Here is a 15,095-nt window from a genome sequence, read left to right on the forward strand (position 1 = left end):
CGGAGTGCCCCGCCGACCGGACGACGGTCGGCGGGGCGCTGCGACAGGAATCGATCAGGCGACGAACCGGGTCCGCCGTCGCCGTCCGACCGGCTAGCTCGCGTTGACCAGCAGTTGCACCATGTCGTTGCTCGGGTCGAGATCGTTGACGAAGCCTTCGCACTGGCATATGGCGTTGATCGTGACCTTGCCGGCCGCGTTGGGGATGACGCTGTCGATACGTAGCCCCAACTCGACGATGTGCTGCTCCCCGACCTTTGAGAACGAGCCGGGGTAGCACCGGTAGCTGGGCATACCCGGCTTGCCCGGGATGCCGGAGCCGTCACGGGGCAGGCACGAGTCGGGCACGCTGACTGCGGTCGTTCCGGCGGGTACGTTCACGTCGATCTTGGTGACCACCGAGCCGGGCCGGGTGTAGTCGAGCGAAGCCGGACCGTTGTTGCCGAACCCCACGGTCGCGGTGACTACATCACCGACGTTGCCGGTCACGCTGTCCCCGATCGCGTAAAGGTCCGTACCGTTCACGCCGGTGACCGTGATCTCGAAGCCGCTCCACGCGTTGGTCGGATCGGTGTCGGCCTGGTCGTCCTGGGTGCGGACACCAGAAATCTCGGTCAGGGCGAGTTCGCCCTCGGTGCCGGGCTCACCGAGCGAAACCGAACGGCGCTGCAGGTATGCCGCGAAGTCGTCGAACTCTGCTCGCGTCATCAGCTTGCTGTATCCCGACGTCCGGCCCGGGGCGTAGGCGTCCACACCGAGCACGTAGGGCAGGGTCGCGGTGTAGGTACCGCCCGGACTCATCGACGTCGTGAAATGACAGGCTTTTAGTCGATCGCCCTGGTAGAGACAGTTGCTGTATCGCCCGATGGGCTGGATCGCATGGTCGTTATCGAAAAGCACACTCACGCCCGTGGCCGTCGTCGTGCCGATGTTGCGGACGACGAGAGGGCTGGTGAAGCTGTCGCCGGGTGCGGCGGTGACAGTCGTCTCCGGCCCGGCCGCGAGGTCGACACCCTCACCGACCCGGATGGTGGCGTTGCTGGTGACGGCGGGATAGCCGGCCGCGCTGAAGCTCACCTCGAGATTGCCCTCGTCGCCAATCTGCGCACCGCTGGTGGGGACGATGGCGATGGGGAAACCTGCGCCTATGCCATTCTGGTTGACCGGCAACCCGAACGGATCGCTACAGACGAGGACGTTGGGCGAGGGTGAGGTGCAATCGTCGGATGTCGACTCCTCGGAGATCTCCACCTTTCCGACGAGGTCGGTGAGGTCGTATTGCACCGTGATGTCGTACACGACTACCGGGGCGGAGCTGAAGACGATCGGATAGTCGACCTTGCCCGTGCTGCCGACGGCAACGGTGGTGTTGGAGAAGTAGACGCTTAGTTCTACGTCCGAGGCTTGCGCCGATACCGGGCTTGCGGCGGCGACGAATGCGCCCGCGACACCGAGGCCGGCGAGCAGCCGCCGGACCGTTTTGTTCCGCATCAAGGGGTTCCTCCGGGTGGGGATTCGCTAAAGCCAGCGGAGCGTAGCGCTGATCTACACGCACCGCTGTCCCGTTCCGGGATCCAGTGCAGAGACGGCCGTCAAACCGCAACGTTTTCGAGCGGTGATCCCGTCCACCCGATGTGGACATCTGGAGGCGTTAGTGCGGTGGGCCTTCTAGCGGTAGTCGTCCTCCGGGCCGATCACTCGGGCCTGCTCCAGGGCGTCCCACTCGGTGACCTCGAGACCCCGGTGTATCTCCGGCTCCTCCTCGGCCGGGTCGGCGATGGTCGCCTGCTCGACGACGTCGTCCGCCGACGCCTCCGGATCCCGCTCCTCCGGGGAGAGGTGGTCACTGGGGGCGAACTCCTCGCCAGGCTGAGCCATCATCGCCTCCTATCCGGTCCGCCGGGCCGCGTCGGACACGCCGCCACCTGGGCATTTCTCACCGTACGGGCTGCTGTCACCGTAGGTAGCCGCAACTCACCGTTGTCCGTACCCGCAGACTCCTGCCCAACTGCCGGTGGTGGCAAACGCCGAACCGGCGATCCGGGGTGGATCAGTGGCGGGAATGGGTTACCGCAGGCCAGTGGGAGTGACAAGATGGGAGAATGGCGTTCCTGATCCGGCTGGTGGTCACCGCGATCGCGTTGTGGATCACCACTCTGGTGGTGCCTGGCATCACGGTGAGCGGCCGGTCGGCCGGGGTCAACGCGCTGACCCTGCTCGCCGTGGCGCTGATCTTTGGCATCGTCAACGCCGTGCTGAAGCCGGTCATCCGGGTGGTTGGTTGCGTGTTCTACCTTCTCACCCTGGGCCTGTTCGCACTGGTCGTCAATGCGCTGCTCTTCCTGCTGACGGACTGGATCGCCAGCATCTTCGACCTTCCATTCAAGGTGGACGGCTTCTGGGCGGCGTTCTGGGGAGCCATCGTGGTGGCGGTGGTCAGCTGGTTGATCAGTCTCGTGATCCCCGACTCGGCGGATCAGGACTGAGCCGATCGGGTCGGTTGCGTTGACATTGCCGCGCTACGGGATACTTCCCGCGAAGGACAGCGCGGTCCGGCGCACCCATGAGAGACAGCGGCCGTCCTGGCCGGGAGTGGTTAGTAAGGAGCGTTTGTCATGCCCATCGCTTCCCCCGAGGTCTACGCCGAGATGCTCGACCGCGCCAAGGCTGGCCGGTTCGCGTATCCCGCAATCAACGTAACGTCCTCGCAGACCCTCAATGCCGCCCTGCAGGGGTTCGCCGACGCGGAGAGCGACGGCATCATTCAGGTCTCCACCGGTGGTGCTGAATACCTCTCCGGCCCGGGCGTCAAGGACATGGTCACCGGCGCGGCGGCGTTCGCGGCGTACGCCCGCGAGGTGGCCAAGAACTACCCGGTCAACATCGCCCTGCACACCGACCACTGCCCCAAGGACAAGCTGGACAAGTTCGTCCGGCCGCTGATGCAGATCTCCAAGGAGCGGGTGGCTCGCGGCGAGGAACCGCTGTTCCAGTCGCACATGTGGGACGGCTCGGCCGTACCGGTCGCGGAGAACCTGGAGATCGCCGCCGGGCTGCTGGCCGACGCGGCCCAGGCCAAGATCGTCCTGGAGATCGAGGTCGGCGTGGTCGGTGGTGAGGAGGACGGCGTCGAAAACGCCATCAACGACAAGCTCTACACCACCATCTCCGACGGTCTGCAGATGGTCGAGGTGCTCGGCCTCGGCGAGAAGGGCCGTTACATGGCGGCGCTGACCTTCGGCAACGTGCACGGCGTCTACAAGCCCGGCAACGTCAAGCTGCGCCCGGAGATCCTCAAGGAGATCCAGGACGCCGTCGCCGCCAAGTACGGTCAGGACAAGCCGCTCAGCCTGGTCTTCCACGGCGGCTCCGGCTCGCTGCTGTCGGAGATCCGCGAGGCGCTGGACTACGGCGTGGTGAAGATGAACATCGACACCGACACCCAGTACTGCTTCAGCCGGCCGGTCGCGGACCACATGTTCCGCAACTACGACGGCGTACTCAAGGTCGACGGCGAGGTCGGCAACAAGAAGATGTACGACCCCCGGGTCTGGGGCAAGGCCGCCGAGGCCGGCATGGCCCAGCGGGTCGTCGAGGCCTGCGAGCACCTGCGCTCGACCGGCACCAAGATCGGCATCTGAGCTTCGCCAACTGTCACGACGGCCGGCTCCCCGCCCGGGGAGCCGGCCGTTCCCGTTCAGGGGGCTGGTCGTTCCCGTTCTCGGGGAGCCGGCCGTTCCCGTCCAGGGCAGTCCTTCCCGGTTGGTTGGCCACGTTGACGAATACCTTGCCGCTGTGCCGGTCACCCCCACTCGCTGGCCGGGGCACCGGGCCAGGTTGAATGGTCCGATGCATAACCTGTTGCCCGAACCGCCCGCCACGCTCCTACCCGGAGACGTTGCCGCCGAGGCGGCCCTCGCCGAAGCTCAGGAGACGAACACGGACGAGGCGTACTCCTCGGTCGCGGCGCGCTTCCCGACCTTCAGCGCGGCCTGGTCGATGCTGGCTGCCCGCGCCTTCGAGTCCGGTCAGGTCGTCCCCGCGTACGCCTTCGCGCGTACCGGCTATCACCGAGGGCTGGACCAGTTGCGCCGTAGCGGCTGGAAGGGGCACGGCCCGGTGCCCTGGGCCCACGGCCCGAACCAGGGCTTCCTGCGCTGCCTGCATGTTCTGTCCCGGGCGGCCGGCGAGATCGGCGAGTCGGACGAGGCGGCTCGGTGCGCCCAGTTCCTGCGCGACTGCGACCCGGCTGCCGGCGACGCGCTCTCCAGCACCTGACGTCTTACTCCACCCGGGATCATCCCGCTGGTGCTGGTCTTCCCGATCGTCTGGGCGCTGCTCGGCCGGTCCCGGCGGTTCGGCCTGACCGTCGGAGCGGTGCTGACCGGCGGGGTCGCCGGGTGGTCGTTCGGCACCGTCGAGTTCGGCGCTTACGCCACGTCTCCGACCGTCGACGACTGGCTGGCTGGCCGGTGTCGGACTCTGGGCGGTCGGCGATGACCTGCTCTGCGCCCCGTCCGGCCGCGACTGCGATCGGCGGTTCACGATCGCGGCCAGGACGGTGTGCCGGTGCGGGATCTGGTACGCCGGCTCGGCCTGCATCTTGAGCACACCGAGGGCTGGCAACTCATCTGGTACGAGTTCACCCCTGAGCCCGCCATCGCCTGCCGCCCCACCGGCTGGCTGCTCCACCCGTACCGGCTGTGTGCTTCGGTGCACACCGACCAGCCCTCCACGGTGGAAGTGCGGCTCGGTCATTACAACGCGGCTGACCCGATCTACTGACCCGGGCAGTAGCCGGGCCCCGCCCAACATCCCGAGTTCGAATACCAGGGGCGTGGGCGGGGCTCGGGTCGCTACAGACCTTCGGCCACCGCCGCCGCGATCTTCAGCCACGCCTCCCGGGTCGCGGAGGAGAGCTGCCCGTACCGGAGCGGCTCGCCGGTGTCGATCAGACGCTCGTACGGGGCCAGCAACACCGCCCTGGTCCGGGCGGCGAAGTGCTGCTCGATCGCGGGCAGGTCGATCTCCTTACGTGACGGCGGCATCGACACCACCGTCACTGCCTGCCGAACCAGCCGCTGTCGGCCACTCTGTTCCAGGTGATCCAGCATCCGGGCGGCGGTCTCAGCGGAGTCGTTACGGGCCGACATGGTCACCAGGAGCTGGTCGGTCGCGTCGATCGCGGCCTGCCAGTTCTGGGCTCGTACGTTGTTGCCGGTGTCCACGAAGATCAACTTGTAAAACCGGCTGACCACTTCACGGATCTCCGCGAAGGCGCTCGCCGTCAGCATCTCGCCACCGGTGGCCGATTCGTCGGAGGCGAGTACGTCGAACATTCCCTCGCCCTGCGAGCGAACGTACTGCGACAGGTCACCGACCCGCCCGTGTGCGCCCTGGAACTGGCCGAGGTCGCGCAGCATGTCCCGGACGGTGCGGGCGTGGAAGTCCTGCTGCGCCCGCATGCCAAGGGTGCCCTGCGTCTCGTTGTTGTCCCAGGCCAGGACGTAGCCACCGCGCTTCTGGCCGAAGGTCATCGCCAGCAGCAGGATCGCCACCGTCTTGCCAGCGCCGCCCTTCGGGTTGACCACCGTCACCTGACGTAGACCACCGAAGTTGCGGCGCACCATCTCGATGTCGTGCCGAAGCTCCTGCTCTTGGCGTCCAGGTGCGAGTCGCATCAGCCCCAGGGTGGTCTTGTTGACCGCCGCCCGGAGGCCCATCGAGGCGACCGGATCGGCCGGCCGGACGGCCCGACGGCGGGCGAAATCCTCCGCTGTCGGCGCGGACGGATCCGGCGACCAGCCCGACTCCGAATAGGCCGCAGGTGGTGGTGGCGTCGGCAGGTGGACCACCCCGGGTGCGGCCGGATACGGATGTTGCGGCACCGGGGTGACTCCCGGGTGCCCCTCGCCCCGGGGATCGTAGGAACCGCTTGCGGGGCCGGGCGGCACTGGTCCCGCCGTACCGCCTGGTGGTGGCCACGGGGCCGACGGGCCAGGCTGCCCCGGTGCGCCCGCCTGCGGAGCCGGGTAGGAGGGCGCGGCCGGGTATCGCGGATCCACGGGCGGGGCCGGGTATCGCGGATCGACTGGTGGGGCTGGGTATCGCGGATCGACTGGTGGGGCTGGGTATCGCGGATCAGCGGGCGGCATCGGAGCTGCTGCGGCTCCTGGCGGCTGACCTGGGAAGCCCGGGTGTGGGAAGCCCGGCTGCGGAGGCTGTCCCGGAAAGCCCGGCTGCGGCGGTTGTCTCGGAAAGCCCGGCTGTGGGGAGGGAGCCGGGACGCCGGACTGCGGTGTCGGCAGGGGAGCCGGGAATCCCGCAGATGGGGCTGACGGCGAGAAACCCGGGTACGGCGGCTGCGGCCCAACTGGCGGTTGGGGGCCAGCCGGCGGCGCTGCCCCGCCGGGTGGCATCGGTGCCGGTGGCGTTCCGCCCGGCAGCGGGTTTGCCGGGGGCGAGCCCGGCGGCGTGGCACGGCCCCGATACGGACTCGTTGACGGATCCGCCAGCGGTCGCTGCGGTGGTTGGGCCCACGGCGATCGGGTCGCCTGCGGCAGGGTGCCGACTCCCTCGTCCGGGCTGTCCGTCACCTGGAGGTCGAGTGACTCGATGCCGCCAGGTTCCGGGTCGAGTGAGTCGTCATCAGCAGACTCGGTGTCGGTAGGGCTGGTGTCGTTCGGCTCCTCTGACACGTCGCCTGGCTTGTCGGACTGATCTGCCTCGGCTGCGGAGTGGCCAGCCAGTGGGTGATCGGTGGCGGTCGCGTCGCCCTCACTACGCAGTGGTACGTCCATACTGAACGGCTGGTTGAGGTCGACCGATGGGGTATCGGCGGCTCGATTGGTGGCTGACGCGGCGGTGGACAGTGGTTCCACTTCGGCGATCGGGATCGAGCCGCTGTCGTACCTCGGCTGGCTGCCCGGGCTCTCCGAACGGGGGTGGGGTACCACCCGCTGGCCGAGGTTGCCAGCCGACGGGTCAAACCCGCTACCGGGAGTTCCGGACGATGGATCGATGCCGCCCCCGGAAACCGGTCTGGTACCGGCCATCGGACCGAATGGGCTGGGGTGTTGGGGAGTGGGTTGACCAACCGTGCCCGGGGCGGGCATACCCGGGTAGGGAGCCTGACCCGCGTTTCCAGCGTAGGGCTGGGGTTGCGGCGGCATAGGCGGACCCGACGGACCCGGTGGGCCTGGCAGGCCTGGCGGGTACGGATCGGTGCTGCGGATTACTGGCCAAGCCTGCGTCGGGGGATCGCCGAGCGCCGGGTTTGGTGGCCCCGGTGGCTGGGCTGGGCCTTGTGTGTTGCCTGGCCAGGGCGTACCGGGTGGCATGTTGGACCATGCGGGGCCGGGCATACCGGGGGCTGCCGGATAGTTGGTCGGCCCCGGGGGCGTGACTGGCCCGGGCGGTGGGGCGGTTGGTCCGGGCGCGCCGGTATCCGGACCCGGACGGAAGTTGGCGGTTGCCTGGTCCGCCCCGTCCCATGGGTCGGTTCCGATCTCGTCCGGCGGCCAGAACGGCTCAACCTCTCGCTGCGGCACCGCAGGCATCTGACCTGGCCCGTGCCCTTGGTCCGAATGGTTGTCCATTACAGTCCACCTCCCCCTCCTGCCCGAGGATATGCCGATCGATCAGCATCAGCCGGGCAACGGAGGCCCGGAGCAGCTCCGCGTCGCAGCTCAACGGTCGAATACCGCCCATGCGCCCGGCTCGATCCACCATGATCGTTTGCGGTTCAGTTCACCAGTGACCCCATCGTCGAGATAGGGGAGCGCGCCGTCGCGAGGCGTGACGGCGACAGCACGCCCACGGGCCCGCCGTACCTCGATGCGTACCCGCTTCTTACCCAACGGCGACCGGGTGGTCACCGGAACGGCCACCGCCACCTCGATCACGCCGTTGGCCGGATCGGCCCCGACGAGCAGGGGCACCGGGTCGAGAGTGGCGTAGCCGTTGGCGTTGCCCACCGCACAGGCCAGGATCGGATCTTCGCCGCCGGACAGAACCGCGTCGTCGACCTCCACCCGACCCCGCCAGGGCAACGGCCGACCGGCCTCGTCGGCACCACCGAGCAGTGCGCCGTCGAGGGTCACCGATCCACCGTCGTTGCGCAACAGGTCGAGGCGACGGACCCGACCGTCGAGTACCGCGGCGGCGACCTCCGCCGGGTCGCGAGGCAGTCCGAGCTGCCCGGCCAGGTCCCGGTGGTCGGTACTGCGCGCCGGATCGAGCGGAAGGATGCCAATCGGCGGCAGATCCGGCACGGTCCGGTTACCGGCCAGGTCGGCTGGGCGACGGCTCGGCGGTGGGGCGTACCGGCGGACTAGCCGACGCATTACGGCCCGTAACTGTCCGTCACTAGCGGTAGCCACCACGAGCCTGGTCTTGCTGTCTCCGTCCGGCCAGCTGAGGCCGTCCGGGCGGACCGGGCCGTCGAGCCGGGCCAGCACCACGTCGATCTCCGCATCCGAGCGGGCGGTGATCGTCTCCACCCGGGCACCCCGGGCGGTGAGAGCATCTGCGCAGGCCAGGACGGGTACGCGCGGCGTGTCCGCGCATTCGCTGCCGGTCGTTTCGCGCTTCGAGCCACAGCACCCGTCGCCGCTGCCGCAGCCGCCCGGGTCGTCCGGAGCAGCCCCGAGGGTGAGCAGTACCACGTCGTACACGGGAGGTGGCCTCCTGTCTCTCCCACGGCCTCTGCCGGCCGGGTCGTCACTTCTTGTTAATCTGGGCCCTCGGGCTCGCCGCGCGGTCGCCACCTGGCACCCGGGCCCCGTGAAGGCGGGTAGAAGATGCCAGCGATCGTGCTCATCGGAGCGCAGTGGGGCGACGAGGGCAAGGGCAAGGTTACCGACCTCCTCGGCGGCCGGGTCGACTATGTCGTCCGCTACTCCGGCGGTAACAATGCCGGACACACCGTGATCACCCCGGATGGGCAGAAGTACGCACTGCACCTGATGCCGTCCGGCGCACTCTCGCCCACCGCGATGATCGTGATCGGTAACGGCGTGGTGGTGGACCCGAAGGTGCTCCTCACCGAGATCGACGGGCTCGCCGAGCGGGGCGTGGATGTCTCCCGGCTGCGGATCTCCGGCGACGCGCACCTGATCATGCCGCACCACCGGGCCCTGGACCGGGTCGTCGAGCGGTACCTCGGCTCGTCCCGGATCGGCACGACCGGTCGGGGCATCGGCCCGGCGTACGGTGACAAGGTCGCCCGGATGGGCATCCGGCTACAGGACCTGCTCGACCCGGGCATCCTGCGCAAGAAGCTCGAACTGGCGCTGCGCGAGAAGAACCAACTGCTGTTCAAGATCTACAACCGCAAGGCGCTCGACGTCGACGTGGTGATCGAGGAATACCTCGAATACGCGGAGCGGCTGCGGCCGTACATCGCCGAGACCCGGGCGATGCTCTGGGACGCGCTGGACCGGGGCGAGACGGTCCTGCTGGAGGGTGCCCAGGCCACCATGCTAGACATGGACCACGGCACCTACCCGTTCGTGACCTCCTCCAACCCGACCGCAGGTGGGGCGTGTGTGGGTGCGGGCATCCCGCCGACCGCGATCACCCAGGTCATCGGGGTGAGCAAGGCGTACACGACCCGGGTGGGTTCGGGCCCGTTCCCGACCGAGCTGTTCGACGACAACGGCATGCACCTGCGCAAGATCGGCGCCGAGTACGGCACCACCACCGGCCGTGAGCGGCGGTGCGGTTGGTTCGACGCGGTGGTGGCCCGGTACGCCTGCCGGCTCAACGGGATCACCGACCTCGTGATCACGAAGCTGGACGTGCTGACCGGGTTGGAGAAGGTGCCGATCTGCGTTGGCTACGAGATCGACGGCGAGCGCTTCTCCGACATGCCGATGACGCAGACCGCGTTCCACCACGCGAAGCCGATCTACGAGGAGCTGGACGGCTGGTGGGAGGACATCACCAAGGCGCGTACCGAGGCTGAGCTGCCGGAGAACGCCCGCCGCTACATCGCCCGGATCGAGGAGCTGTGCGGCACCCGGGTCAGCGTGGTGGGGGTCGGCCCCGGCCGGGACGAGAACATCGTCCGCCACCCCCTCCTGCCCTGACCTTCTCCGCCCCTCTCTTTTCGGTTTGATGGTTGATCAAGAGATTTGCGTCATGAAAAGCCGCTCGGCTTGACGTAAATCTCTTGATCAACGCAAGACGGCCGGGATGCGTGCAGGGTTATCCACAGAGTTATCCACAGGGGTCGCATCTGATGTCGCGGATCCTCGATGGTCTGAGCCGTGGATGCGGATGTGCTGTTGCGACGTATCGCGGCGGGTCAAGACGGAGTGATCACCGCGGACCAGGCGTGCCGGGCGGGGATGACCCGCGACCAGATCCGGCAGATGTGTCGCTCCGGTCGTTGGCGTCGCATGGCCTGGGGGATCTACCTCATCGATCCTGAGGTCGGGACGGATGTTCTTCGCCGGGCCCGGATCCGGGCTGCGGTGGCCTCCCTCGGGCCGGGCGCAGTCGCGGTGCTTGACACGGCAGCCGAGTTGTACGGCATCGCCGGCCTACGCCGGTCGCCGGTCGTCCACGTCTCCGTGCCGGTCGACCGGCCCCGTCCGCCGCGCCACGACGACCCCGAGGTGGTCGTGCACCAGTTGACCACCGCGCCAGACGAGCTCGGCCGGGCCGCCGGGATCCCTGCGACGACGCCAGCCCGCACATTGGCTGACCTCATCTTGCGGGTCGACCGATACCCGGCAGTTTGTCTGCTCGACTCGGCCTTGAACCAGGAGCTGGTTCCGGCCAGCGGCTGTCTGCTCATCGAGCGACTCATCCGTGGTCGGCGGGGCGCGGTGGCCGCCCGTCGGCATCTTGCCGAGGCGGATTGTCGGGCACAGTCGCCGCTGGAGACATGGGTACGACTGCGCTGCAACGACGGGCGGGTGCCGCCGGACGCGCTGCAGGTGGAGGTTCGCGACGACGACGGCTATCTGCTCGGCGTCGGTGACCTCGGCTGGCGACTACCCCGAATCATCGGTGAGGCGGACGGCAGGGGGCCGCACGGCACACCGGATGCGCTCCACGAAGACCGGAGACGGCAGAACCGCCTGGTCAACGCAGGCTGGGCGATACTCCGCTTCACCTGGGAGGACACCATGCGTCCCGACTACATCCCACACGTCGTTCGGACGGCGATCGCCGCCCGCCTGCCCCGCTGAACAACCGTCCTGCCGCTCGCCTCCTGCCCGCACCCCCGCCTCTCGCCTCATGCCCGCACCCCTGCCTCTCGCCTCCTGCCCCCCGCCCTGTTGATCAAGAGATTTACGTCATCCGAGGGGCGGATGCCTGACGTAAATCTCTTGATCAACAGGGCGGGGGGCAGGGCGCGTAGGATCAGGCACCGTGCGGGTTCTTCTTCTTGGGAGCGGGGGGCGGGAGCATGCGCTCGCGCTGGGCCTCGCCGGTGACGCGTCCGTCGAGCAGCTGATTGCGGCGCCGGGAAACCCCGGCATTGCCGCAGTCGCCTCGCTGCGGGCGGTCGATCCGTGCGATCCGGCGGCCGTCGCCGCGCTAGCCGTGGAGACCGGGGCCGATCTGGTGGTGATCGGGCCGGAGGCGCCGCTGGTCGCGGGGGTCGCCGACGCCGTACGCGCCAAGGGCATCCCCGCGTTCGGGCCATCCGGCGAGGCCGCCCAACTGGAGGGCTCGAAGGCGTTCGCCAAGGACGTGATGACCGCCGCCGGCGTGCCGACCGCCCGCGCGTACACCTGCGCCGACGCGGAGAGCACGGCCCGGGCGCTGGACGAGTTCGGCGCGCCGTACGTGGTGAAGAACGACGGGCTCGCCGCCGGCAAGGGCGTCGTGGTGACCGACGACCGCGCCGCCGCGCTCCGGCACGCCGAGGAGTGCGGCCGGGTCGTCGTGGAGGAATACCTGGCTGGCCCGGAAGTCTCCCTCTTCGTGGTCACCGACGGCGAGGCGGCGCTTCCGCTGCTGCCGGCGCAGGACTTCAAGCGGGTCGGAGATGGCGACACCGGCCCGAACACCGGCGGCATGGGGGCGTACGCGCCGCTGCCCTGGGCACCGGCCGGCCTGGTCGACGAGGTCATGCGTGACGTCGTCCATCCGACCCTGGCCGAGATGGCGCGCCGGGGCACGCCGTTTGCGGGCCTGCTCTACGTCGGGCTGGCGATCACCGCCGACGGCCCCCGGGTGATCGAGTTCAACGCCCGCTTCGGCGACCCGGAGACGCAGGTGGTGCTCGCGTTGCTGGAGACCCCACTCGCCGGGCTGCTGCACGCCGCCGCGACCGGCACGCTGGCCGCGCACCCGCCGCTGCGCTGGCGCGACGGGGCGGCCGTCACCGTTGTGGTCGCCGCCGAGGGCTACCCGGCGAAGCCGCGTAGCGGTGACGTGATCAGCGGGGCGGAGCGGCCGGGCGTCATCCACGCGGGCACCGCCCGGCGGGCTGTCGACGGCGCGTTGCTCTCCGCCGGGGGGCGGGTCCTCTGCGGTACGGCCACCGGCCCCGACCTGGCTGCCGCGCGTGAGGCCGCCTACGAACTGGTACGCGGCATCGACCTGCCCGGCTCGCACCACCGCAGCGACATCGCCGCCGCCGCAGTCGACGGCCGGATCGCCGTCCCGCACTGACCGACCGTGTGTCGACTCGTCCCGGGCTGATCGACCGTAGGTCGACTCGTCAAGCGGTGCCAGCGGCGGGGCGACCAGGGCGGCTGGAGTTGATGATCACAGCGCAAGATTTCCTCAAGTAACTCGGCGCGGCCCGTACGCCGCCCTCTTGTTGATCGAGGATGTTGTTTGCGCCACAATGGTCGACCTTCATCCATGCAGGTCACAGCGGGTGCTGTCGATCCAGTGCACGAAGGGATGCTGTTCCATGACCCGTCTCAGGACGCGACTGACCGCATGCGCCATTGCGCTCACCTCCGCCGCCGGAACACTGCTGGTCGGTAGCTCTCCCGCGCAAGCGGCCCCCAGCTTCAGCTTTCATTACTCTCCGTCGCCCAATGGATACAACATCTGGATCAACAACAATGACCGGGGTCTCCCGGCGGGATCCGGCCGATGGCTCCAGGATCCGGACGGTCCCTATCCGGGAGACGCGCTGGTGGCAGACGACCAACTGGCGGACGGCTACGGCGTCGAAGCGCACCTGAGCACGGGCCGGATCGCGACCACGCGTGGGCACAGTGCCCCGTACACCCACTACAAGACGGGCAATCTTCCTGAGGGCAACAAGTACTACATGTACGTGTGTGTGGTGAAGGGCGACTACTCGAACTGCTCCAACTCGGTGGCGGTTTACGCCTGACCCGGGCAGCCGTCGGCGAGCGCACTGGCTCGCCGACGACTGGCCAGGCCACCGTCGCTGGAGCGGCCGGCCCAGCCGAGACGTCGAGCCAGCCGTCCGTAGTCAGTCGTCGTCGGACTGGTCCCGACGGGCGGACGAGATCCACTGCTCGCCGAGCGGCACCGGCCCCTCGTCCAACGGTGCTGCGCCGATGGGGGCCGGTGGATAGGCCGGCGGCTCGTCCAGGGCCCGTAGGGCGGGCAGGGGTATGGCCGCCAGCGCCACCACCAGCAGGACGACGGCGAGTACGAGGAAGGCCGGCCGGACCCCGAGCCACTCCACCAGCGGCCCGGCGAGCAGGTAGCCAGCCGGCCCGGCGGCGTATGCCGAAGACGTCATCACCCCGACGACTCGCCCCCGCAGGTGTTCCGGGGTGCGAGTCTGCATCGCGTAGTTGGCCAATGGGTTGATCGGGCCGTACATCAGCCCGGTGGCCGCCGCGAGGACGATCATGGCCGGGTACGGCGGTAGCGCGGCCAGCCCGACCAGGACGATGCCGGTGCCGATCAGGGCTGTGACGAAGGCGCTCCGGCGGCGGATCCGGTGCCCCAGGCCACCGTAGAGCAGCGCGCCCACGATGCCGCCGGCGCTCATTGCCATCACGATGGTGCCGAGTCGCGACGGTGCGCCCTGCTCGACGAAGTAGGCGGGGAGGACGACACCTTCCGCCGGCAGGTAGAGCGCCACGAGTGCCATGGTGAGCAGGGCGATGGTACGTAGTAGCCGGTCCCGCCAGACGAAGAGCAGGCCTTCGACGGTGCCGCGCCAGATGCCGGCGGGCCGCTGCTCGGGCCGGCCCGCCCCGGGCAGCCGTACGGCGGCGACCAGCAGTATGGACAGCGCGAAGCCGCCGGCGGTGACCCAGAGGGTGCGCTCCGGGCCGATCGCCGCGATGAGCACCCCGCCGACGCCGGGGCCGATGAGGAAGGCCGCGCCCCAGACCGCCTCGTGGATGCTGTTGGCCCGTTCAATCCGCCAGCCGGCGGTCTGGGCGGCGGCCGGCAGCAGGGTCTCGCGGGCGGTGAGTCCGGCCGGATCGAAGACCGCACCGAGTACGGCGAGCGCCACGATGGCCGTGATGTTGAGCCCGACGGTCGCGTCCAGGATCGGGATGGCGGCGACGGAGAGGGCAGAGAAGGCGTCCGAGAAGATCGAGGTCCGCTTCCGACCGACCAGGTCGACCACGGTCCCGGAGAACAGACTGGAGACCAGTAGGGGGAGCGCGGTGGCCGCCGCGACGACACCGGCTGCGGTTGGACTACCGGTACGTTCCAGGACCAGCCAGGGCAGGGCGACCGTGGCCACGCCGTTGCCGATCCCGGAGAGCAGGGTGGCCGCCTCGACCAACAGGAGTGGCAGGCGGCGGTTGGCTGGCCGGGTGGCGGCGGCTGGTGGCAGTCGGCGGCTCCCCATCGAGCGAGGCACCTCTCCTTCGGGCAGCCAGAGCGCCCGAGTTGGCGTGCCCAGGAGCCGGACGGATCGGCGGAGCTGCGGTGGGCGAAGTTCAGTGCGGCAACCTTCAACGAGGCGAACCTCAGTGCGGCAACCTTCAGCGAGGCGGCCTTCAGCGGGCCTCCGATCCTCGGGACGAGGCTGGACGACACTGATTGGCAAAGCATTTCATGTCAGCCGGGCTGACGGGCCCCTAGACGAGTAGTTCCGAAACCTGGTCAGTGGTCGTAAGCGATCAGTGATCGGGTGACGGGTGCTCCGGTCTTGTTGTTGTGCCAGATCCCGG

Annotated in this window: 14 protein-coding genes and 1 pseudogene; 10 read left to right on the top strand and 5 right to left on the bottom strand. The window is 69.1% G+C overall.

What is annotated here, in order from left to right; translation table 11 throughout:
• Positions 1–93: 93 nt before the first annotated feature.
• Together ACWDV4_RS22010 and ACWDV4_RS22015 are read right to left on the bottom strand one after the other, a co-directional pair.
• The gene (locus ACWDV4_RS22010) at positions 94–1,491 is read right to left on the bottom strand and encodes an LPXTG cell wall anchor domain-containing protein (protein WP_449981694.1); all 1,398 of its coding nucleotides are present in this window, start codon (positions 1,489–1,491) and stop codon (positions 94–96) included.
• 177 nt (positions 1,492–1,668) lie between these two features.
• On the bottom strand, positions 1,669–1,878 hold the full coding sequence (locus tag ACWDV4_RS22015; protein ID WP_449981696.1) for a hypothetical protein: 210 nt from the start codon (positions 1,876–1,878) through the stop codon (positions 1,669–1,671).
• A 224-nt stretch (positions 1,879–2,102) separates the two neighbouring features.
• Between ACWDV4_RS22015 and ACWDV4_RS22020 the strand changes: the two genes are divergently transcribed.
• The 5 genes from ACWDV4_RS22020 (at position 2,103) to ACWDV4_RS22040 (ending at position 4,785) form a co-directional block, all read left to right on the top strand.
• Positions 2,103–2,486, top strand: coding sequence for a phage holin family protein (locus tag ACWDV4_RS22020; RefSeq protein WP_449981698.1), 384 nt, complete (start codon positions 2,103–2,105; stop codon positions 2,484–2,486).
• A 129-nt stretch (positions 2,487–2,615) separates the two neighbouring features.
• Entirely contained in the window at positions 2,616–3,641 is a 1,026-nt protein-coding gene (gene fbaA, locus ACWDV4_RS22025; protein WP_449981699.1) for a class II fructose-bisphosphate aldolase, read from the top strand.
• Between the two features lie 208 nt (positions 3,642–3,849).
• Positions 3,850–4,278 carry a DUF3151 domain-containing protein gene (locus ACWDV4_RS22030; protein ID WP_449981701.1) on the top strand — a complete coding sequence of 143 codons (429 nt, stop codon included), beginning with the start codon at positions 3,850–3,852 and terminating at the stop codon, positions 4,276–4,278.
• A 30-nt stretch (positions 4,279–4,308) separates the two neighbouring features.
• Positions 4,309–4,500, top strand: coding sequence for a hypothetical protein (locus ACWDV4_RS22035; protein ID WP_449981703.1), 192 nt, complete (start codon positions 4,309–4,311; stop codon positions 4,498–4,500).
• Positions 4,501–4,569: 69 nt separating this feature from the next.
• A complete protein-coding gene (locus ACWDV4_RS22040; RefSeq protein ID WP_449981705.1) occupies positions 4,570–4,785 on the top strand; it encodes a hypothetical protein in 216 nt (71 codons plus the stop codon).
• Between the two features lie 71 nt (positions 4,786–4,856).
• On the opposite strand, the pseudogene ACWDV4_RS22045 reads toward ACWDV4_RS22040, so the two are convergent.
• Together ACWDV4_RS22045 and ACWDV4_RS22050 are read right to left on the bottom strand one after the other, a co-directional pair.
• A pseudogene (locus ACWDV4_RS22045) lies at positions 4,857–6,047 on the bottom strand (chromosome partitioning protein); the annotation flags it as partial.
• A 1,641-nt stretch (positions 6,048–7,688) separates the two neighbouring features.
• Positions 7,689–8,675 carry a hypothetical protein gene (locus ACWDV4_RS22050; RefSeq protein ID WP_449981707.1) on the bottom strand — a complete coding sequence of 329 codons (987 nt, stop codon included), beginning with the start codon at positions 8,673–8,675 and terminating at the stop codon, positions 7,689–7,691.
• Positions 8,676–8,801: 126 nt separating this feature from the next.
• On the opposite strand from ACWDV4_RS22050, the gene ACWDV4_RS22055 reads away from it, so the two are divergent.
• The 4 genes from ACWDV4_RS22055 (at position 8,802) to ACWDV4_RS22070 (ending at position 13,318) form a co-directional block, all read left to right on the top strand.
• The gene (locus ACWDV4_RS22055; protein ID WP_449981709.1) at positions 8,802–10,091 is read left to right on the top strand and encodes an adenylosuccinate synthase; all 1,290 of its coding nucleotides are present in this window, start codon (positions 8,802–8,804) and stop codon (positions 10,089–10,091) included.
• A 180-nt stretch (positions 10,092–10,271) separates the two neighbouring features.
• Positions 10,272–11,201: a type IV toxin-antitoxin system AbiEi family antitoxin domain-containing protein gene (locus tag ACWDV4_RS22060; protein ID WP_449981711.1), complete on the top strand. Its 930-nt coding sequence runs from the start codon at positions 10,272–10,274 to the stop codon at positions 11,199–11,201.
• A gap of 184 nt (positions 11,202–11,385) precedes the next feature.
• Positions 11,386–12,636, top strand: a complete 1,251-nt coding sequence (purD, locus tag ACWDV4_RS22065) for a phosphoribosylamine--glycine ligase (protein WP_449981713.1) — start codon at positions 11,386–11,388, stop codon at positions 12,634–12,636.
• 247 nt (positions 12,637–12,883) lie between these two features.
• A complete protein-coding gene (locus ACWDV4_RS22070; RefSeq protein WP_449981715.1) occupies positions 12,884–13,318 on the top strand; it encodes a hypothetical protein in 435 nt (144 codons plus the stop codon).
• A 102-nt stretch (positions 13,319–13,420) separates the two neighbouring features.
• On the opposite strand, the gene ACWDV4_RS22075 is transcribed toward ACWDV4_RS22070, so the two are convergent.
• Positions 13,421–14,770: an MFS transporter gene (locus ACWDV4_RS22075; protein WP_449981717.1), complete on the bottom strand. Its 1,350-nt coding sequence runs from the start codon at positions 14,768–14,770 to the stop codon at positions 13,421–13,423.
• Positions 14,771–14,845: 75 nt separating this feature from the next.
• Between ACWDV4_RS22075 and ACWDV4_RS22080 the strand changes: the two genes are divergently transcribed.
• The gene (locus tag ACWDV4_RS22080) at positions 14,846–14,995 is read left to right on the top strand and encodes a pentapeptide repeat-containing protein (RefSeq protein ID WP_449981729.1); all 150 of its coding nucleotides are present in this window, start codon (positions 14,846–14,848) and stop codon (positions 14,993–14,995) included.
• The last annotated feature ends 100 nt before the right edge of the window (positions 14,996–15,095 follow it).

The sequence above is a fragment of the Micromonospora sp. NPDC003197 genome (genome assembly GCF_053590565.1).

Coding starts and splice junctions, on each gene's coding strand:
- ACWDV4_RS22055 (WP_449981709.1), top strand. CDS start 8,802: ATGCCAGCGATCGTGCTCATCGGAGCGCAGTGGGGCGACGAGGGCAAG.
- ACWDV4_RS22020 (WP_449981698.1), top strand. CDS start 2,103: ATGGCGTTCCTGATCCGGCTGGTGGTCACCGCGATCGCGTTGTGGATC.
- ACWDV4_RS22030 (WP_449981701.1), top strand. CDS start 3,850: ATGCATAACCTGTTGCCCGAACCGCCCGCCACGCTCCTACCCGGAGAC.
- ACWDV4_RS22070 (WP_449981715.1), top strand. CDS start 12,884: ATGACCCGTCTCAGGACGCGACTGACCGCATGCGCCATTGCGCTCACC.
- ACWDV4_RS22010 (WP_449981694.1), bottom strand. CDS start 1,491: ATGCGGAACAAAACGGTCCGGCGGCTGCTCGCCGGCCTCGGTGTCGCG.
- ACWDV4_RS22075 (WP_449981717.1), bottom strand. CDS start 14,770: ATGGGGAGCCGCCGACTGCCACCAGCCGCCGCCACCCGGCCAGCCAAC.
- ACWDV4_RS22015 (WP_449981696.1), bottom strand. CDS start 1,878: ATGGCTCAGCCTGGCGAGGAGTTCGCCCCCAGTGACCACCTCTCCCCG.
- fbaA (WP_449981699.1), top strand. CDS start 2,616: ATGCCCATCGCTTCCCCCGAGGTCTACGCCGAGATGCTCGACCGCGCC.